This is a genomic window from Mycolicibacterium hippocampi, assembly GCF_010723735.1.
In the GTDB taxonomy this organism is placed as follows: Bacteria; Actinomycetota; Actinomycetes; order Mycobacteriales; family Mycobacteriaceae; genus Mycobacterium; species Mycobacterium hippocampi.
The window spans coordinates 4,482,445-4,502,186 of record NZ_BLLB01000002.1 but is presented as its reverse complement, the minus strand read 5'-3'; the positions used below and the strand labels follow the sequence as shown (position 1 = coordinate 4,502,186).

At 64.3% G+C, this 19,742-nt stretch carries 21 protein-coding genes; 17 read left to right on the top strand and 4 right to left on the bottom strand.

Features of this window, described 5'->3' with window-relative positions; translation table 11 throughout:
* Positions 1-12 precede the first annotated feature (12 nt).
* Entirely contained in the window at positions 13-144 is a 132-nt protein-coding gene (locus tag G6N53_RS30470) for a 2Fe-2S iron-sulfur cluster-binding protein (RefSeq protein WP_264062403.1), read from the bottom strand.
* A gap of 132 nt (positions 145-276) precedes the next feature.
* Here G6N53_RS30470 and G6N53_RS22625 point away from each other — a divergent pair, with 132 nt between their 5' ends.
* Complete coding sequence (locus G6N53_RS22625) at positions 277-1,986, top strand: flavin-containing monooxygenase (protein ID WP_163892426.1); 1,710 nt, start codon at positions 277-279, stop codon at positions 1,984-1,986.
* 100 nt (positions 1,987-2,086) lie between these two features.
* Entirely contained in the window at positions 2,087-2,941 is an 855-nt protein-coding gene (locus tag G6N53_RS22620) for an SDR family oxidoreductase (RefSeq protein ID WP_163892423.1), read from the top strand.
* Here G6N53_RS22620 and G6N53_RS22615 read toward each other — a convergent pair.
* Positions 2,938-3,816 (bottom strand): alpha/beta fold hydrolase, encoded by an 879-nt coding sequence (locus G6N53_RS22615; protein WP_163892420.1) that lies wholly within the window; start codon positions 3,814-3,816, stop codon positions 2,938-2,940. The genes G6N53_RS22620 and G6N53_RS22615 overlap by 4 nt on opposite strands.
* 229 nt (positions 3,817-4,045) lie before the next feature.
* On the opposite strand from G6N53_RS22615, the gene G6N53_RS22610 reads away from it, so the two are divergent.
* Genes G6N53_RS22610 through G6N53_RS22575 form a run of 8 tightly spaced genes read left to right on the top strand, consistent with a single transcriptional unit; the run spans position 4,046 to position 13,262 of the window.
* A complete protein-coding gene (locus G6N53_RS22610) occupies positions 4,046-4,819 on the top strand; it encodes an MlaE family ABC transporter permease (protein ID WP_163892417.1) in 774 nt (257 codons plus the stop codon).
* The gene (locus tag G6N53_RS22605) at positions 4,816-5,673 is read left to right on the top strand and encodes an ABC transporter permease (RefSeq protein ID WP_163892414.1); all 858 of its coding nucleotides are present in this window, start codon (positions 4,816-4,818) and stop codon (positions 5,671-5,673) included. The genes G6N53_RS22610 and G6N53_RS22605 overlap by 4 nt, the downstream gene beginning before the upstream one ends.
* A gap of 7 nt (positions 5,674-5,680) precedes the next feature.
* On the top strand, positions 5,681-6,868 hold the full coding sequence (locus G6N53_RS22600) for an MCE family protein (RefSeq protein WP_163892411.1): 1,188 nt from the start codon (positions 5,681-5,683) through the stop codon (positions 6,866-6,868).
* Positions 6,865-7,896 (top strand): MCE family protein, encoded by a 1,032-nt coding sequence (locus tag G6N53_RS22595; RefSeq protein WP_163892408.1) that lies wholly within the window; start codon positions 6,865-6,867, stop codon positions 7,894-7,896. Before G6N53_RS22600 ends, G6N53_RS22595 begins: the two co-directional genes overlap by 4 nt.
* The gene (locus G6N53_RS22590; RefSeq protein ID WP_163892405.1) at positions 7,896-8,978 is read left to right on the top strand and encodes an MCE family protein; all 1,083 of its coding nucleotides are present in this window, start codon (positions 7,896-7,898) and stop codon (positions 8,976-8,978) included. Before G6N53_RS22595 ends, G6N53_RS22590 begins: the two co-directional genes overlap by 1 nt.
* Positions 8,975-10,459 carry an MCE family protein gene (locus G6N53_RS22585; RefSeq protein ID WP_163892402.1) on the top strand — a complete coding sequence of 495 codons (1,485 nt, stop codon included), beginning with the start codon at positions 8,975-8,977 and terminating at the stop codon, positions 10,457-10,459. The genes G6N53_RS22590 and G6N53_RS22585 overlap by 4 nt, the downstream gene beginning before the upstream one ends.
* Entirely contained in the window at positions 10,456-11,715 is a 1,260-nt protein-coding gene (locus G6N53_RS22580) for an MCE family protein (protein ID WP_163892399.1), read from the top strand. The genes G6N53_RS22585 and G6N53_RS22580 overlap by 4 nt, the downstream gene beginning before the upstream one ends.
* Positions 11,715-13,262, top strand: coding sequence for an MCE family protein (locus G6N53_RS22575; RefSeq protein ID WP_163892396.1), 1,548 nt, complete (start codon positions 11,715-11,717; stop codon positions 13,260-13,262). Before G6N53_RS22580 ends, G6N53_RS22575 begins: the two co-directional genes overlap by 1 nt.
* 54 nt (positions 13,263-13,316) lie before the next feature.
* Here G6N53_RS22575 and G6N53_RS22570 read toward each other — a convergent pair whose 3' ends face one another.
* On the bottom strand, positions 13,317-13,832 hold the full coding sequence (locus G6N53_RS22570; RefSeq protein ID WP_371870853.1) for an Rv2253/PknI dimerization domain-containing protein: 516 nt from the start codon (positions 13,830-13,832) through the stop codon (positions 13,317-13,319).
* 202 nt (positions 13,833-14,034) lie between these two features.
* On the opposite strand from G6N53_RS22570, the gene G6N53_RS22565 reads away from it, so the two are divergent.
* From G6N53_RS22565 to dmpG, 7 genes are all read left to right on the top strand, one after another.
* The gene (locus tag G6N53_RS22565) at positions 14,035-14,367 is read left to right on the top strand and encodes a hypothetical protein (RefSeq protein ID WP_163896252.1); all 333 of its coding nucleotides are present in this window, start codon (positions 14,035-14,037) and stop codon (positions 14,365-14,367) included.
* Positions 14,368-14,489: 122 nt separating this feature from the next.
* Positions 14,490-14,729: an Rv2576c family protein gene (locus G6N53_RS22560; RefSeq protein ID WP_237166611.1), complete on the top strand. Its 240-nt coding sequence runs from the start codon at positions 14,490-14,492 to the stop codon at positions 14,727-14,729.
* Between the two features lie 206 nt (positions 14,730-14,935).
* A complete protein-coding gene (locus tag G6N53_RS22555; protein WP_237166610.1) occupies positions 14,936-15,580 on the top strand; it encodes an Rv1363c family protein in 645 nt (214 codons plus the stop codon).
* A gap of 163 nt (positions 15,581-15,743) precedes the next feature.
* Positions 15,744-16,184: a twin-arginine translocation pathway signal gene (locus G6N53_RS22550; protein ID WP_163892392.1), complete on the top strand. Its 441-nt coding sequence runs from the start codon at positions 15,744-15,746 to the stop codon at positions 16,182-16,184.
* Between the two features lie 102 nt (positions 16,185-16,286).
* Positions 16,287-17,165 (top strand): enoyl-CoA hydratase, encoded by an 879-nt coding sequence (locus G6N53_RS22545; protein WP_237166609.1) that lies wholly within the window; start codon positions 16,287-16,289, stop codon positions 17,163-17,165.
* A 25-nt stretch (positions 17,166-17,190) separates the two neighbouring features.
* The gene (locus G6N53_RS22540; protein WP_163892389.1) at positions 17,191-18,132 is read left to right on the top strand and encodes an acetaldehyde dehydrogenase (acetylating); all 942 of its coding nucleotides are present in this window, start codon (positions 17,191-17,193) and stop codon (positions 18,130-18,132) included.
* A complete protein-coding gene (dmpG, locus tag G6N53_RS22535) occupies positions 18,129-19,181 on the top strand; it encodes a 4-hydroxy-2-oxovalerate aldolase (protein ID WP_163892386.1) in 1,053 nt (350 codons plus the stop codon). Before G6N53_RS22540 ends, dmpG begins: the two co-directional genes overlap by 4 nt.
* Before the next feature lie 31 nt (positions 19,182-19,212).
* Here the strand turns inward: dmpG and G6N53_RS22530 are convergent, their stop codons facing one another.
* Positions 19,213-19,680 carry a hypothetical protein gene (locus G6N53_RS22530; protein WP_163892383.1) on the bottom strand — a complete coding sequence of 156 codons (468 nt, stop codon included), beginning with the start codon at positions 19,678-19,680 and terminating at the stop codon, positions 19,213-19,215.
* Between the last annotated feature and the right edge of the window lie 62 nt (positions 19,681-19,742).

The window sequence follows — 19,742 nt, the reverse complement described above, 5'->3', positions numbered from 1 at the left end:
ACTGCACGTCGGTCAAAACTCAATGTGCACATCGTCGCTCACCGGCCGCGCCTGGCATCCCAGAATCAGACCATCGGCCAGATCCTCGGGTTCGAGGAGGTCGCAGTGCGCCATCTCCACCCGTCCGGAGATCACCGTGGCCACGACAGCTGGTGCTGGATTCCGTCCAGTTCGACATTGACCGCGGCAGCGGCAGCGGTGGCGGTGTCGACGTGTTCGACTCTGACATGCCTCGATTGTGACCGCAGGAAAGTGGGCGCCCGGTACCTACGACCGATGGCCGGGACGCTGGACAGCGCGCCGCCCGGTCACCGGGAGACAGCAGGGGTCGGTGCCCTGAGTCGACCTAACGTGGAATCCGTGAACGATGCGGCCGAAGGGCTTGTCGAGCAGGATGTGGACGCGGTGGTCGTGGGCGCCGGCTTCGCGGGACTGTATGCCCTGCACACACTGCGGGCCAAGGGGCTCTCGGTGAGGGTTTTCGAGTCGGCCCCCGACGTCGGAGGAACGTGGTACCACAATCGCTACCCCGGTGCCCGCTGCGACGTGGAGAGTGTCGACTACAGCTACTCGTTTTCGCAGGAACTCGAGCAGGAGTGGACCTGGACGGAGAAGTACGCCACCCAGGCCGAGATCCTGAGCTACATCAACTGGGTCGCGGACAAACTCGATCTGCGTCGCGACATCACCTTCAACACGAAGGCCGTCTCGGCGGTCCTCGACGAGACCACGCTGCGGTGGACGGTCACAACCGACGGCGGCGAGGTGGTCACCGCCCGGTTCTGCCTGATGGCCACCGGCCCCCTCTCGGCGGCGATGACCCCGCAGTTCCCCGGGTTGGACAGTTTCGCCGGCGAGATCTACCACACCGCGCACTGGCCGCATCAGCCCGTCGATTTCACCGGCAAGCGGGTGGCCGTGATCGGCACCGGGTCCTCGGGTATCCAGTCGATCCCGATCATCGCCGAGCAAGCCGCGCACCTCTACGTCTTCCAGCGCACCCCGAATTACAGCGTGCCGGCCGGCAACAAGCCGTTGAGCGCCGACGAGTTGGCCGAGATCAAGGCCAACTACGCCGAACGTCGGCGGATGTCGTGGCGCAGCGGAGGCGGCTCACCGCACATCGCGCACCCGAAGAAGACGATGGACGTCTCGCCCGAGGAGCGCCGCGCACAGTTCGAGAGACGCTGGGAGCTCGGCGGTGTGCTCTTCTCCAAGACCTTCCCCGATCAGATGATCGATCCGGCTGCCAACGCGGAAGCGCGCAAGTTCTACGAGGAGAAGGTCCGCGCCGTCATCGACGATCCGGAGGTGGCCGAACTTCTGATCCCGTCCGATCACCCGATCGGCACCAAGCGAATCTGCACCGATAGCAACTACTTTCAGACCTTCAACCGTCCCAACGTCACGTTGGTCAGCGTACGCCGCACCCCGATCGAGGCTGTCGACCCGATGGGTATCAGCACCAGCGACGCGCACTACGACCTCGACGCGATCGTGCTGGCCACAGGGTTCGACGCAATGACCGGGTCGCTGGCCAAGATCGACATCGTGGGCCGCGACGGACAGCGACTGCGCGACGACTGGGCGCACGGCCCGCGGACGTACCTCGGGCTGGGTGTGGACGGCTTCCCCAATCTGTTCCTGATCTCCGGACCCGGCGCCCCCGCCGTGCTGGCCAACATGGTGCTGCACGCAGAGGCGCACGTGAACTGGATCGCCGAGGCCATCGACTACCTCGATGGGCACGCCTACACTGCCATCGAGGCCAGCCCGGAATCCGTGGACAACTGGATCGCCGAGTGCGCTCAGCGTGCCGAATCCACATTGTTCACTCAGGCCAACTCCTGGTACATGGGCGCCAACGTGCCGGGCAAGCCGAGGGTGTTCATGTTGTTCATCGGCGGTTTCGCGGTGTACAACGACATCTGTGCCGAGGTGGCCGCAGCGGGGTACAAGGGGTTCACGTTGATCAAGACCCCTTGATACCGGGACTACTCGGCGATTCCGTCCTCACCCAGATGGTGTCGCAAGCGGTGCAGGACGTATGACATCGAGTTCCGGGGAAAGCCAGAGGAATCGGGCATTGGGCACTTACGCAGTCACGGGCTCGGCATCGGGCATGGGGCATGCAGCAGCGGTGAAGCTGCGCGCAGCGGGTCACACTGTCATCGGGGTTGACCTGCACGACGCCGAGGTAATCGCCGATCTGTCCACCGCTGACGGCCGTCGAGCCGCTGCCGCGGCTGCGCTGGACGCCGCTGAACACCGGCTCGACGGTGTCGTCCTCGCGGCCGGGATCGGGCCCACACCCGGTGCTGATCGGCCGCGGCTCATCTTTGAGGTCAACTACTTCGGCGTTGTCGATCTGCTGGAGATGTGGCGGCCGGCTCTGGCCGCCAGTCGTAGCGCTAAAGTGGTTGTTGTAGCCAGTAATTCGACCACGACGGTTCCGATGGTCCCGCGTCGTGCAGTGCGGGCCGTGTTGAAGGGTGACCCCGATGCGGCGGTGCGGGCGGTGAAGGTGTTCCTGGGTGCGGCCCCTGCCATGGCGTACGCGGCCTCCAAGATCGCGGTGAGCCGGTGGGTGCGGCGGCACGCCGTCACCCAGGAGTGGGCCGGCCACGGCATCCGGCTCAATGCGTTGGCTCCCGGTGCGATCCTGACACCGCTTCTGCAGAAGCAACTTGCCACACCCAACGGAGCCAAGGCAGTGCGCGGATTCCCGGTGCCCGTCGGCGGCTTCGGCGATCCCGCCCAGTTGGCCGAGTGGATGGTGTTCATGCTCTCGGAGACCGCCGACTTCCTCTGCGGAAGCGTCATCTTCGTGGACGGTGGATCCGATGCGTACTTTCGCGCCGACCACTGGCCCGCACCGTTGTCGGTGGTCGGGACACCGCGTTACGTGTTTCGGTCCGCGAGGTTTCGCGCCCGCCTCTAAGGGCGGCGCAGATACGCCAGGACCGTGCTTTCGAAGGCCGCCTTGGCTTCGATCATCGCCCAGTGCCCGCAATTGGGAAACACGTGCAGCTCCGCGTTCGGGATGGTGCGCATGGGTATCAGGGCCATGTCCAGTGGACTGACGCGGTCGTCCCGTCCCCATGTCAGCAGGGTCGGGGCGCTGACCCTGTGCATCTGCGCCCACGGCATCGGCGTGTCGGCCGCCCTCATCATGTCCATCATCGCGGCGAAAGCCGCCTTGCCGTACATGCGGCGGGCGGAGGCAAGGGTCTCTGGGTCCGTCGCCAGCCCCCATCGTTCCTCGATCAACTCGTCGGTGACGATCGCCGGGTCGAACACCATGGAGTTGAGCCAGTCGACCAAACGCTGTCGGGAGGGATTCTCGGTGAACTCCTGCAGCAGCCGAATCCCTTCGCTCGGGCCGGGACTGAACACGTTGGTACCGATGCCGCCGATTGTCACCAGCCGGCGCACCCGGTGAGGGTGGTGAATCGCGGTGCTGATGCCCACGCCGCCTCCCATCGAGTTGCCGATGATGTCCACCCGGTCGACGCCGAGTGCGTCCAGGAACGGCGCCACCACTCCTTGGGCCGTGACCATGGGGTGCCCGCCGAAGTCGTCGCTGACTCCGAAGCCGGGAAACTCCAGGATCAGGCACCGGAAGTTCGCGGCGAACGCGGGAAGGATCCCGCGAAAGTTCCGCCAGCCCGTGACACCCGGTCCCGAGCCGTGCAAGAAGAGCAGCGGAGGACCGTCCCCGACGTCGAAGTACCGCAAAGTACCTGCCTGAGTGTTGATTTCACGCAGGTCTTCATTGGGTTCGACGGCTGTGGGCTCTTCGGACAACTCGGTCATGGGTCCTCCGTCAACGCGCGATCGGGTTGTCGGCAGGATGCCACACCGGCCAGAGGGTGCGTCCACCTATCCCGGTGACCGGGTCGACTCACACTGGCCGGGATACCCACGGCGATGGCCTCCCAGTAAGCGGGACAGTCGCTGTGCCGCGGCTCACTGTGCTGCCAGTGTTGCCCGTCGAGACACAGCCGTCCGCCACGCGGACTCCACGGCCTAGAAGGGAGCAGCGATGACCCGCGCACGCGTCGGTGCTGCTCCCATGGGGGCTATCGGTGGGCTCTTCGCGATGTCGGTTGACGCGACGAAGTTCATTTTTGTACGGCCGTTCCAGTGGCGCGAATTGCTGGATCAGTGCTGGTTTGTCGCCCGGGTGTCGTTGGCGCCGACCCTGTTGGTGGCCATCCCCTTCACCGTGCTGGTCAGCTTCACCCTCAACATCCTGCTGCGCGAACTCGGCGCGGCCGATCTCTCCGGTGCCGGCGCCGCATTCGGAGCAGTCACGCAGGTCGGTCCGCTGGTGACCGTCCTCATCGTGGCCGGAGCCGGAGCGACTGCGATGTGCGCCGACCTCGGCTCACGGACCATCCGCGAAGAGATCGACGCGATGGAGGTGCTGGGCATCAATCCGGTGCAGCGACTGGTCACCCCGCGGATGTTGGCATCGGGACTGGTTGCGCTGTTGCTCAACAGCCTGGTCTGCATCATCGGAATCATGGGCGGCTACTTTTTCTCGGTGCTGGTCCAGGGTGTCAACCCGGGGGCATTCGCCGCCGGCATCACGCTGCTCACCGGCGTGCCCGAGATGATCATCTCGTGTGTCAAGGCGACGTTGTTCGGCCTGATCGCGGGACTGGTGGCGTGCTACCGCGGGTTGACGATCCGCGGCGGTGGCGCGAAGGCCGTCGGCAACGCCGTCAACGAAACCGTGGTGTACGCGTTCATGGCCCTGTTTGTCGTCAACGTCGTCGTCACCGCCATCGGCATCCAGATGACGTCCACGTGAGCGCCCCCGCGACGCTACGGTCCAGCTATCCGGGCCTGGCCCGACGAGTCGGCAGACCGGGTGCGGCACTGAGAGACTTCGGCGATCACGTCATCTTCTACGGCAAGGCGCTGGCAGCCACTCCGTTCGCGGTCGCCAACTATCGACGCGAAGTGATCCGGCTGATTGCCGAGATCAGCATGGGCGCAGGCACTCTGGCCATGATCGGTGGAACCGTGGTCATCGTCGGATTCCTGACACTGGCCACCGGCGGGGTACTGGCGGTACAGGGTTACAGCTCTCTGGGCAACATCGGCATCGAGGCGCTGACCGGCTTCCTGGCGGCCTTCATCAACGTCCGCATCTCGGCGCCCATCGTCGCCGGCATCGGGTTGGCGGCCACCTTCGGCGCCGGGGTCACCGCGCAGCTGGGCGCCATGCGCATCAATGAGGAAATCGACGCCCTGGAATCGATGGGCATCCGTCCGATCGAGTACCTGGTGAGCACCCGGATCGTGGCGGGAATGATCGCGATAACGCCGCTGTACTCGATCGCGGTGATCCTGTCGTTTGTGGCCAGCCAGTTCACGACGGTCGTGTTGCTCGGCCAGTCCGCGGGTCTCTACAGCCACTACTTCACGACGTTCCTCAACCCGATCGACCTGCTGTGGTCCTTCCTGCAAGCCGTCCTGATGGCCTTGGCGATCCTGTTGATCCATACCTATTACGGGTATTTCGCGACCGGTGGACCCTCCGGTGTCGGCGTGGCCGTGGGCACTGCGGTCCGCACTTCGCTGGTCGTGGTCGTCTCGGTGACCCTGCTCATCTCGTTGGCCGTCTACGGCGCCGACGGCAACTTCAACTTGTCGGGCTAGGGGCACAATGTCGCGCGACACCACACGCTTGCTGGCGGGCCTGGCCGCCGTTGTACTGATCGCCGTGACCGTCGCCGGTGCCATCGTGCTGTTTCGCGGTGACGCCACAAAAACGCTCCCGGTGACGGTGCTTTCGCAGCGCGCAGGTCTGGTGATGGGTCCCGACGCCAAGGTCAAGTTGCATGGTGCTCAGGTCGGAAAGGTCGCTTCGATCGACTCCCTGCCCGGCGGGCAGGCCGCCATCCACCTGGAGATGGACCCGTCGGCGCTGGAGCTCATCCCCGCCAACGCGCTCGTCGACATCGCATCGACCACCGTGTTCGGTTCCAAGTTCGTCCAGTTGGTGCCACCGGAGAATCCTTCAACGGAATCGATGTACGCCGGACAGGTGCTCGACGCCAAGAACGTCACCGTCGAGATCAATACGGTGTTCCAGCAGTTGGTCTCGGTGTTGTCCCAGATCGAGCCCGAGAAACTCAATCAGACCCTCGGTGCCTTCTCGCAGGCATTCAGCGGCAGAGGTGAGCAACTCGGTCAGACACTCTCGGACCTGAACGCCCTCCTGGCAAGGCTCGACCCAAGCCTTCCCAACCTGAGTCACGACATCGCGGTTGCTCCGCAAGTGCTCAACGCCTATGCCGATGTGGCACCCGATCTTGTCGCGATCTTCGAGAATGCCACCAGGATCAGCGACACCATCGTCGACCGACAAACAGATCTGGACACACTTCTGGTCAGCGCAACCGGGTTGGCGGACATCGGAAACGACGTGCTGGCGACCAACAGTGCGTCGCTCACCGAGGTCCTGCGCCTTCTGGTGCCCACGACGGATCTGACCAACGAATACCACCCGGCCATCAACTGCGCGCTGGCCGGACTCGAACCACTGGCCACCGGCCCGCCCCAACCGTTGCCGGGAGTCATGCTGCTCGATTCGTTCCTCCTGGGCACCGAGCGGTACCGCTACCCAGGTAACCTGCCCAAGGTCGCGGCCACGGGCGGTCCGCAGTGCATGGATCTGCCCGACGTCGGGTTCGGCAAGCGGCCACCGTTCGTGGTGACCGACATCGACGCCAATCCCGCGCAGTACGGAAATCAGGGGATCCTGTTGAATTCCGACGCTCTCAAGGAAGCACTGTTCGGGCCACTCGACGGGCCACCGCGCAACACCGCACAGATCGGCCAACCGGGATGACAGCGCCACGGGGTAACGCCGTGAAGTTCGGCGTCTTCGGCGTCACGATGCTGATGTTGACGGCTGCGTTGTTCGTCATCCTCGGCCAGTATCGGACGGGCTCGACCAACGCCTACACCGCGGTGTTCACCGATGCTTCGAGCCTGAAATCCGGCGATTCGGTTCGAGTGGCGGGCATTCGTGTCGGAACGGTGCGTGGGGTTGCGCTGCAACCCGACAATTCAGTGCTGGTGGAATTCGACGCCGACCGCGAAATCATGTTGACCACCGCGACCAAGGTCGCGGTGCGCTACCTGGATCTTGTCGGAAACCGTTACCTCGACCTGCTCGACCATCCCGGTTCGACCAGGATCCAGCCGGCTGGATCCCGCATACCGGCCGAGCGGACCGAGCCGGCGCTGGATCTGGATCTGCTGCTGGGCGGGTTGAAACCGGTGATCCAGGGCCTGAATCCACAGAACGTGAACGCGCTCACCAACTCGCTGATCCAGATCCTGCAGGGGCAGGGCGGGACCATGGAATCGCTTCTGTCCCAGACTTCGTCGTTCAGCAACGCGCTGGCCGACAACGGCCAAACAGTGCAGCAGCTGATCGACAATCTCCGACAGGTGATGTCCACCGTCGCAAAGGACGGTGACCAGTTCTCCGCGGCCGTCGACCGCCTCGAGCAGCTCATCACCGGCTTGTCCCGCGACCGCGACCCCATCGGGGAAGCCATCACCGCACTGGACGCCGGGACTGCGTCCGTCGCCGATCTGCTGACCCAGGCTCGGCCGTCGTTGGCAGGCACCGTCGATCAACTGAACCGCGTTGCGCCGTTGCTGTCCAATGAGGACGACATGGCGCGATTGGACCTGGCGCTGCAGAAGGCCCCCGGCAATTACCGCAAGCTCGTACGACTCGGTTCCTACGGCAGCTTCATCAACCAATATCTGTGCGGCATGAACGTGCGCGTCTCCGACCTGCAGGGTCGCACCGCGTACTTCCCGTGGATCATGCAGAACACCGGCCGGTGCGGGGAGCCCTGATGCTGAAATACTTTGGACCTCAACTTGTCCGATCAGGTTTCATCGGCGTGGTGCTGATCGTGCTCGTCATCGCGGTCGGCCTGCAGCCACAGACGCTGCTGTCGTGGGCGACCGCCCTGCACTACCGCGCGCTGTTCGCCGAGGCCGGCGGGCTGACCGCGGGCAACGACGTCAAGGTGTCCGGAGTGAAGATGGGAACGGTCACCGACGTCGCGCTGAGCCACGGTAAGGCGTTGGTGAGCTTCAGCCTCGACAGCGCTGTGCGACTCGGCTCGGACACCACCGCCCACATCAGGACGGGAACAGTCCTCGGTGCACGGATGCTGACCCTGGAACCAGCCGGTACGGACCCCCTGCAGGCGTCGGACACCATCCCACTATCCCGCACGTCCTCGCCGTATTCGCTGACCAATGCGGTCGGTGACTTCACGACCAATACAGCAGGGACCGACACGGTTTCGCTCACCCAGTCCCTGGACACTCTGTCGGACACGATCGACCGCATTGCGCCACAGTTGGGGCCGACCTTCGAAGGGCTCACCCGATTGTCGGAGACCCTCAACAGCCGCAACGAGTCGCTGGGTGAGCTGCTCAGGAGCGCAGCCGACGTCACTGGCATTCTGTCTCAGCGAAGCGCACAGGTTAATTCACTTCTGCTCAATGCCAACGACTTGCTCGGGGTGTTGGACCAACGCCGCTACGCCATCGTGAATCTGCTCGCCAACACCTCAGCCCTGTCTCAGCAGCTGTCCGGGCTGGTGGCGGACAACGAGCAGGAGTTGGCACCGACGTTGGAGAAGCTGAACTCTGTGACGGCCATGCTGGAGACCAATCGTGACAACATCGCCAAAGCGCTCGAAGGTTTGGCGAAATACCAGGTGACGCAGGGTGAATCCGTGAACAACGGGTTCTACTACAACGCGTTCGTCGGCAACCTCCTACCTTCGCAGACCCTGCAACCCTTCCTGGACTATGCGTTTGGGTTCCGGCGCGGGGTCAACGCCGGACAACCCCCGGACAACGCCGGGCCACGGGCCGAGCTCCCCTGGCCACGCAACGGCATTCCAGGAGGAAGTCGATGACCGCCTACATACGGAAGTTCAGCAGGGCACTGACGATCCTGCTGATTGGGCTTCTCGCCGCGGGTAGCGCGTTTGTCGCGTACCAGAAGGTGAATCGGCCGACCACGATCACCGCGTACTTCACCTCCGCCACCGCGATCTACCCCGGAGACGACATCCGGGTCGCCGGGGTCAAAGTCGGCACCATCACCTCGATCGAACCGCAGGGCGCCCAGGCCAAGATGACCCTCGCCGTCGACCGCGGCGTCCCGATTCCGGCTGAAGCCAACGCGATCATCATGGCGCAGAATCTTGTGGCGGCGCGCTATGTGCAGTTGGCCCCTGCCTACGAGGACATCGGACCGACGATGGCTGACGGTGCCGAGATCGGTGTCGAACGCACGGCGGTTCCTGTCGAATGGGATCAGGTCAAGGATCAACTGATGAGGTTGGCGACGGATCTGGGACCGCTCAATGGCGCCTCGGGAACTTCGCTGAGTCGCTTCATCGACAGCGCCGCCAACGCAATGGACGGTAACGGGGACAAACTGCGCCAAGCGATTTCCCAACTGTCCGGGGCGGGCCGCATTCTCGCCGACGGGAGCGGCGATGTCGTCGAGATCATCACGAGCCTGCAGCTCTTTGTCAGCGCCCTGCGGGACAGCAACACCGAGATCGTCCAGTTCCAGGACCGGCTCGCCAGCGTGACCGGTGTCATCGACGGCAGCAGGACCGATCTGGATGCCGCCATGACAAATCTCGGGACCGCTGTGGGCGAGGTGGAGCGATTCATCGCCGGAAGCAGGAACCAGACCGCCGAGCAGCTTCAGCGGTTGAACAACGTCACCCAGAATCTGGTCGACAATCGCACCGCGCTGGAGAACGTTCTGCACGTCGCCCCCAATGCAATTGCCAACGGCTACAACATCTACAACCCGGACAGCGGATCGGCGGTCGGAGCGTTCGCCCTGTCGAACTTCGCCGACCCGGTGTCGGTGGTGTGCTCGGCGATCGCGGCGGTGAAGAACGCAACCGCGTCGGAAACGTCCAAGCTGTGCGCGCAGTATCTCGGTCCGGCGCTGCGTTTGATCAACTTCAACTACCTGCCGTTCCCGTTCAACGCCTACCTGCGCAAGTCGCCGAGTCCGCACAATCTGGTCTACTCGGATCCCAACCTTGCCCCCGGCGGTACCGGCGGTGCTCCGGATCTTCCGACGATTCCGCCCGCGGTATCGGGGTACACCGGCGCGGGTGACATACCGCCGCCGGCCGGTTGGAACACGCCACCGGGGCCCCCAGGGGCGTACGCTCCCGGCGGTCTACCGGCCAATCCATCGCCGGCGCTGTTCCCTGGCGCCCCGGTGCCACCTGCGGTGGTCGACATGCCTACCGCCGCACCGCAGGTTCAGATGCCCGCCAATCTGCAAGACATGCTGCTGCCGGCGGAAGCCGGGCCGGCGCCGACGGAACTGGCACCGCCCCCGGGTGGAGGGACACCATGATCAGACGACGATCGATCGCCGGCCTGGTGGCGATGGCATCGACGGTGGTGCTGGCCGCCACCGGGTGTACGTTCAACGGCCTCAACTCGCTGCCGCTGCCAGGCACCGAAGGCCGCGGCGCGAACGCGATGACCTACCACGTCGAACTGGCCAACGTCGGTACCCTGGAGTCCAATTCGCCGGTGCTGATCAGTGACGTCGTGGTGGGCAGCGTCAGCGGGATGACGGTGCGGAACTGGCACGCTGACGTCGAGATATCGGTGCGACCCGAGGTCGTCGTTCCGGCCAACGCCATCGCATCGGTCGGACAGACGAGTCTGCTGGGCTCGATGCATCTGGCTCTCAATCCACCGCTCGGACAACCGCCCACCGGCAGACTGCTGCCGGACACCACGATCGGACTGAACCGGTCATCGACTTATCCCTCCACCGAACAGACGCTGTCGTCGCTGTCGGTCGTCGTCAACGGCGGCGGACTGGGCAAGATCGGCGACATCGTCACCGAGTTCAACGCCGCGCTCAACGGCCGTGAGGATCAGGTGCGCGAGTTGCTCACCCGCCTTGACGACTTCGTCGGTGTCCTCGCCAGGCAGCGCGACGACATAAACTTGTCCATAACGGCGTTGAACCGCCTGTCCGGCACGCTGGCGGGCCAGAGCGAGGTCATCAGCGATGCACTGCAGAGGATCCCGCCGGCACTCGATGTCCTGATCAAGGAGCGGCCACGCATCACCACCGCGTTGGAGAAGTTCCGTGTTTTCAGTGAGACTTCCACCGCGTTGATCAACGCCACCCAGGCGGATCTCGTGAGGAACCTGGAGAACCTGGAGCCGACGGTGCGCGCGCTGGCCGACGTCGGACCGATCCTGGGCACCGTTCTCGCCTACGTACCAACCTACCCCTACCCGCAGAACTTCATCGACCGGGCGATCAGAGGGGACTATTTGAACGAGTTCATCACGTTCGACTTCACCATTCCCCGGCTCAAGCGGGGATTGTTCCTGGGAACCCGGTGGGGCCAGGAGGGCGCCCCGCTGGTGCCGGCACCGGGGGATCCCTTCTACGCCAACTACACCAAAGATCCTCTGAACGCTCCTATCGCGGCTCCACCACCGGAGGTCGCCACGATGCCCCCGCTGGTCGACCCGCCGCAGACCACGGCGTCACCCGCCGATCCGGCAATCCCGCCGGGCGCCGATCCTACGGTCATGTCGGACCCCCTCGACGCGGCGCATTCAGGTGGAGGTGGCACCTAGTGCTGACACGATTCGTCCGAACCCAACTCGTCCTCTTCGCGATCGCCTCGGTCGTCGGGATGTCTGTGATGATCGGCGTGTATCTACAGGCGCCCATCCTGCTGGGTATCGGACGGATGACGGTGACCGTCGAGCTACCTGCCACCGGCGGGCTGTACGAGTTCTCGAATGTGACCTATCGCGGCGTGCAGATCGGCAAGGTCACCGAGGTGCGGCCGACGCGCGAGGGCGCGGTGGCGACACTGTCGTTGAACACCTCGCCCAAGATTCCCGCCGACCTGCACGCCGCGGTGCTCAGTGTCTCGGCGGTGGGCGAACAGTATGTCGACCTGCAACCCAGCAACGAATCGGGACCGTACCTGCAGGAGGGGTCCGTCATCCCCGTTGCGAACACCTCGATTCCGCAAGCCGTGGGCCCGATGCTGGATCAGGTCAGTGCGTTGATCGGGAGCGTCCCGAAGGACAAGATCAGCCCCCTGCTCGACGAAACGTTCAAGGCGTTCAACGGATCCGGTTACGATTTCGGATCTCTGCTCGACTCGTCGTCACAACTGATCGGTGAGGTGAATGCGGTTGCCGATCAAACGCGGTCGCTGGTCGATGACAGCCGGCCACTGCTTGATGGCCAGGTGCAGTCGATCGAGGCGATCCGGACCTGGTCGGACAGCCTCAAGGGCGTCAGTGAGCAACTGGTCATCAACGATCCGCAGGTGCGAACCCTGCTGCAGGAGGGACCCGGCGCGGCTGACGAGGCTTCACGATTGTTCGATCAGCTGAAGCCCACACTGCCCCTGCTGCTCGCCAACCTCACGTCGCTCGGTCAGATCGGTGTGACGTACCATCCCTCGCTGGAGCAGCTGCTGGTGTTGTTGCCGCCGGTCGTGGCATCCACCCAGTCCTATGGAGCGCCCAAGAACAACCCCGTCGGAATGTCGTTGGGCGACTTCACCCTCAACATCAGCGACCCACCCGCATGCACAGTCGGCTTCCTGCCGCCGAACATGTGGCGGTCGCCAGAGGATACGACCGACATCGACACCCCCGACGGGTTGTACTGCAAGTTGCCACAGGACTCTCCGATCGGAGTTCGTGGCGCCCGCAACTATCCGTGCATGAACAATCCCGGCAAGCGCGCACCCACAGTGGAGATCTGTGCCAGTGACAAGCCGTACGAGCCACTGGCGACGCGCCAGCACGCCCTGGGGCCCTACCCGATGGATCCCAACCTCATCGCCCAGGGGGTACCCCCTGATAGCCGCGCCGGTCCGGACTCCAACATCTACGGTCCGTTGGAAGGCACGACCCCGCCGCCGGGAGTGCCCGTGCCGGCGGAAGGCCCACCGGCGCCACCCGGCCCCATCGCGGGCGGTCCGGTGGTGGCGCCGAGTGCACACGGTACGAACGGGTCCGCTGGACCATCGGTGGCCATCGCCACCTACGACCCACAGACGGGTCAGTACGCCACCCCCGACGGCAACGTGTACAGACAGAGCGATCTGGCCACCCCGACCGGTCAGCGATCGTGGAAGGATCTCTTCCCGGCATGAACGAGGGGCCATGCCGGGAGGTCGCGTGCGGTCGTCGTGGCGCCCGCGGTCGCGTCAGACGTTTGTCTTGACGAGTTTGAACGGGATGCTGATGAAGACCACCTTGCTGCTCCCGCAGGAGCCGCTGATCCCTGTGGTCTGATCATCGCCGAACAGAGTCGTTGACGTCGGGTCCGCCGCGCTGCCGTCTGGGACGGACGGATAGAACCGGAACACCTGGAGCCCGGGGGCGGCGGTGCCGTCGGGGCAGGGCTGCCAGTTGTCCACGGTCCGCTTGACATACCAGACGGCGCCCTTCTGGTAGATGGGCGCGGTCCATCCCCAGTCGCTGCTCACGGTCCCCGTGCACTCAGTGGGGTAGCTACAGGTCGACGAGATCGTCCACGTACTACGGATACTCGCCTCGTCCCGAAAAACGTCGTTGACCTTCGCCCACTCACCGTTGGACGTGAAAATGTACGTGCCGTTCAGGCCCCAGTCGCTGGGACCGCCCGCCGCCGGTGTCGCGGCGGCAACTGTCACCCCGCCGGCGATCACGGCGGCCGTTGTCAACACCCTCGACATGCGCATCGCGACTCCTCAACTCGATCAACGCACGGCGACACCAACCGTCGCTGCCCGTCCTACTGCAACTCACTGTCCGATGTTTGCCCCCGGTTGACCTCCGAACTCCCACCTGGTGGACATTTCTATAGCGCCGGATGCCGACCGTGTCACAGTGGTTTTCGTGCGGATAGTTCCGGTCTTGGTGGCCGGGTTTCTGGTCGCCGGGATGCTCACGCCGGGTATCTCCGCCGCCGAGCCCGTCGACTGCAACGAGCCATCGTGCGTACCCGGGATCACCGGCGGGGTCGTTCTCGGCGCGTCGTGCTCGGACACGAGCCAGTTCGTGTTCGGCACCACTTCGTGGGGACGTCTGGTGTTCTGCGGATCTCCGCGCCGCTACGCCCCCCGCTACTTCCGGTCACCACCGATGGCGGGAATCAAGAACGAGAATCACTACTGCGGAGGATATCTGAACCAGGTGGCGCAGGCTCCCGACGGACTCTTCCTGACTTGTGTCGCGGGTGATGGTTCGAGTCGGTGGGTGCGTGGCAACAGCTGAGCGGTACGGGGTGCTGCTGACGTGCAACAGCCTCATGGCCCGCGCAGCCCTCGTCTCATCGGTGTTGGCGATGACCGTCGCTGCCGCAAGACCGGTGACGGCACAAGGCGATGATCCGACGGGTGGACTACAGCCACGATCCGTATGTGTTCAGTCCCAAGGCCGAAGTTCCGTTGGTACCGGGACGACCATGGGTCCGTGACGTCATGCTCACCGATCCTGAACAGTGGGCGATGGTCGCGGTCGCCCAAGGTTCGACACGGTCGCCGGGCGTCATGCGATGTGAACTCGCCGTGGACGGAATCGTCGTCGTCACGGCTGCCGGTTCGGACGGCACCCTGTGCTCGTTGCGTCACTGGTGAGCGCAGATATCCGATCATTCGTACAGAGACCGCTGGGCGGGAACTCTGCCTCGACACATTGGTATGTCGGCTAGCGTTCTGCGACAGCGCGCGTTGCACGCGGCACCCAGGGACGAGCGCGGCCGCGAGAAAAGAGGTCGATCATGCGGGGCGACAACCTCACTGAACTCGCCCAACTAGCCGAAGCCGAGGCGGTGGCAGCAGAGGTGCTGGCCGACGCGGCACGCGCGCGCGCTCGGGAGCTGCGCACGTCTGGAGGAGCCGGAGACACCTTCGAGTCCCCGGACGTAGAGGCCAAAACTGATCGGCAGGCTACCGATCCGGTAGTGGAGTCGCAGTTGCCGCGATCAGATCGACGGTGGCGTGGACCGAAGCCGGTGACGGTCCTCGCTGGAATCGCTGTATTCGCGATGTGCGCCCTCGTGGCGACAGGCGGCTACCTGGTGTGGAATCAACAGCAGGGTGATCGTGAGCGGCAGAGTCGAGCGGAGTTCTCCGCTGCAGCCGGACAGGCCGTCGTCGCGTTGATGTCGATCGACAGCAGTAAGGCTCAAGACAACGTCCAGCGGATTCTCGATCACTCCACCGGGCAGTTTCGGGACGACTTCCAGGACACGGCTGAGGAATTCGTCGAGGTCGCCAAGGAATCACAGGCGGTCACGAGCGCAACGGTGCAAGCCACTGCGATCGAGTCGATGACAGGCGACTCTGCAGTCGTATTAGTCAGTGCCGCAACCACAATCACCGATTCCGCCGGTTCCAATCAACAACCCCGGACGTGGCGCCTCAGTGTCGATGTAGTCAGAGACGGAGGGCAGATAAAGATGTCGAAGGTGGAGTTCGTTCCGTGACGGTGATGGTGGCGAAAGTTGATGAACCGACGAACGTTGCGGCGCTGAGGATATCGACGACACCACATCGGGCGGCGCAACCTCGGAAGACTCTCGACGTAACAGCAGCTGGAAGGGTCGGGTAGTGGCACGTCGGCGCCTGATTGCGGTCTGTCTCTCAGTGGTGACAGCTGCTGCGCTGGTGGCCGCACTGTACTTCGGTCAGTACCGGGCTGATCAGCAGATCTCTGCAGCCGAGACGGCAGTAGTGAGTGCGGCATCGCAGGGTGCCGCGGCGTTGTTGTCCTATGCGCCCGACAGTCTGGACCGTGACCTGGCCGCGGCGCAGACACATCTGACCGGTGAATTACTCACCTATTACCGCGAGTTCGCCGACCAGATCGTGGCGCCGGCGGCCAAACAGAGAGACGTCCACGCCGCGGCGACCATCGTGCGGTCCGCTCCCGTCGAAGTGCATGCCGACCACGCGAAAGTCTTGTTATTCCTCGATCAGACCACAACGAGCCGCGACAATCCTGATCCCGTTCAATCCGCGAGCAGCGTCATGGTCGGACTGGCCAAGGTTGATGGACACTGGCTCATCTCGTCGTTGGACCCGCTCTGACGTTGCGCCGTCGGGGGTGTGGACCGGTGGTGTGAGGCAGACAACATCCAGTCAGTGGGCGGCGTACGTCGACCGCGCAGATCGTCCGCCCACCATGATGGCATGCGCGCCAACGGCGTCGGATCGAAAGGCGGCCAGATGCAGAACAACAGCGACGTGGTGACGTATCAGGTGGCCGACGGTGTGGCCACAGTGATGATGAACCGTCCGCAGTACCGCAATGCGCAGAACTCGGCGATGACCTACGCGTTGGATGACGCCTTCACCCGCGCGGTAGATGACGACGATGTCCGCGTCATCGTTTTATGCGGCAGCGGAGAGCATTTCAGTGCCGGGCATGACATCGGCACACCGGAACGCGATCATCATGTGCACTACAAAAACCGCGCGGCGCTGTGGTGGGATCACGTGGGAAAACCCGCAGGAGACCAGCGCTTCGCCCGAGAGACCGAAGTCTACCTGGGGATGTGTAGGCGTTGGCGCGAGATTCCCAAGCCGGTCATCGCGATGGTGCACGGCGCCTGCATCGCGGGCGGTCTGATGCTCGCCTGGGTGTGTGATCTCATCGTGGCTGCCGACGACGCATTCTTCTCTGACCCCGTGTTACGCATGGGAATACCCGGGGTCGAGTACTTTGCCCACCCGTGGGTTCTCGGTCCGCGGTTCGCCAAGGAGGCCCTCTATACCGGCGACCGATTCACCGCGCAGCGGGCCTACGAAGTAGGCATGGTCAACCGGGTGGTGCCACGCGACCGACTGCTTGACGAGACGCTGACTTTGGCTTCGCGCATCGCGGCGATGCCGACGTTCGGACTCGCGCTGGCCAAACGGGCTGTCAACCAATGCGAGGACCAGATGGGTCTACGCAGCGGAATGGACGCGGTGTTCGGACTTCATCACTTCGCCCATGCCCACAACGCTGAGATGGGCAACGGTTCACTGGGTGGAGTCGACATCCAATCGATGAGGGGAAAGTTGTGATGTGCGATGACAGTGGGGAGTGTCAATGACCGGGACGGGTGCGCCGAAGTCTCAGGTGGCGATCGTGGGGTCGGGCAACATCAGTACCGATCTGTTGTACAAGTTGCTGCGTTCGGAGTGGTTGGAGCCGCGGTGGATGATCGGCATCGATCCTGACAGTGAGGGTCTGGCCCGGGCGCGCAAGCTGGGTCTGGAGACCTCGCATGAGGGTGTGGACTGGTTGTTGGCGCGTGAGGAGAAGCCGGATCTGGTGTTCGAGGCGACCAGTGCGTATGTGCACCGGGATGCGGCGCCGCGGTATGCCGAGGCGGGGATCCGGGCGATCGATCTGACCCCGGCGGCGGTGGGGCCGGGGGTGATCCCGCCGGCGAATCTGCGGGAGCATCTGGATGCGCCGAACGTGAACATGGTGACCTGTGGCGGTCAGGCGACCATCCCGATCGTGTATGCGGTGTCGCGGGTGGTCCCGGTGGCCTACGGGGAGATCGTGGCGTCGGTGTCCTCGGCGTCGGCGGGACCGGGGACTCGGGCCAACATCGACGAGTTCACCAAGACCACCAGCGCCGGCGTGCAGCACATCGGCGGCGCTGCCAGGGGTAAGGCGATCATCATCCTGAATCCGGCCGATCCGCCGATGATCATGCGGGACACTATTTTCTGCGCGATCCCCGAGGACGCTGATCGTGATGCGATCGCGGCGTCGATCCGTGATGTGGTGGCCGAGGTGGCGACCTATGTGCCGGGTTACCGGCTGCTCAACGACCCGCAGTTCGACGATCCGTCGATGAACTCCGGCGGGCAGGCGGTGGTGACGACGTTCATCGAGGTGGAAGGCGCCGGTGACTATCTGCCGCCGTATGCGGGGAATCTGGACATCATGACCGCGGCGGCGACCAAGGTCGGCGAGGAGATCGCCAAGCAGAGTGCCGGGGCATCGCTGTCCGCGTCGTCAGGAGGGCAAGCATGAGTGGCATCGACACCATCTATTTCGATCCGATGTGGGACATCCGGATGACCGATACGTCGCTGCGCGACGGCAGTCATCACAAACGCCACCAGTTCACCGCCGAGGAGGTGGGCGCGATCGTCGCCGCGCTCGACACCGCCGGGGTGCCGGTCATCGAGGTGACCCACGGTGACGGTCTGGGCGGGTCGAGCTTCAACTACGGGTTCTCCAAGACCCCGGAGCAGGAGCTGATCAAGCTCGCGGCGCAGACGGCCCGCAACGCCAAGATCGCATTCCTGATGCTGCCCGGGGTCGGCACCAAGGAAGACATCAAAGAGGCGCAGAACAACGGCGGGTCGATCTGCCGGATCGCCACGCACTGCACCGAGGCCGACGTGTCGATCCAGCATTTCGGCCTGGCCCGCGAACTCGGTCTGGAGACCGTCGGGTTCCTGATGATGAGCCACACCATCGGCCCGGACAAGCTCGCCAAGCAGGCGCGGATCATGGCCGATGCCGGGTGCCAGTGTGTGTATGTGGTCGACTCGGCCGGGGCACTGGTGCTCGAAGGTGTCGCCGATCGGGTGTCGGCGCTGGTCGCCGAGCTCGGCGACGACGCCCAGGTGGGCTTTCACGGTCACGAGAACCTGGGTCTGGGGGTGGCCAACTCCATCGAGGCCGTCCGTGCCGGGGCCAAGCAGATCGACGGGTCGTGCCGGCGGTTCGGCGCCGGGGCCGGTAACGCGCCGGTCGAGGCGTTGATCGGGGTGTTCGACAAGATCGGGGTGAAGACCGGGATCGATTTCTTCGAGATCGCCGATGCCGCCGAGGACGTGGTGGCCCCGGCGATGCCGGCTGAATGCCTGTTGGACCGCAACGCGCTGATCATGGGCTATTCCGGGGTGTACTCCAGCTTCCTCAAACACGCCATCCGCCAGTCCGAACGCTACGGGGTGCCCGCACACCAACTCCTGCACCGCGCCGGACAACGCAAACTCATCGGCGGCCAGGAAGACCAACTCATCGACATCGCACTGGAGATCAAACGCGAAATGGACACCCCGGCATAGTTTCGGGCAACGTCACACCCCGCCGGGCGGGCTACATCATCACGAGCGTGAACGGATAGACGTACGTTCCGCCGGGCCTTCCGTCACACCCCACCGCAAACGACGATTCCAGCGTTCCCCGCAGTGTGGCCGCATCCCACGAATAGACGTCGCGGGTGGGAATGACAGGTCCGTAGTAGATGTTCCCGCAGCGCAATCCGTCTGGCACATCGACAGTCAGTGCGTATCGGCCGTCGGTCATTTGAGTCTCACCGGTGTACGAGAAGGCCTTCGCGATCGGCATGGGTATCGCGGTGATGTAGCGGCAGTCAGGGCTACCGCCACAGCGTGAGACCGCCCATGCCCATGTATGGAAGTCATTCCGGCCCTCGATGCGCAACTCGTAGTTCCCAGAGAGCATGTCGGCGTTGGCAACCGGTGCGTACAGCATCGCAGCAGACGCGAACACACCGACCGCCGCGAGAACGTTCGTCGGTTTTTTGCTCGGTGGAGTGCGCATAGGGGCCGAAAGTACATCAATAAATGCGCCGTGCCGGCCCATCGTCTCGCTGTGCGGACACA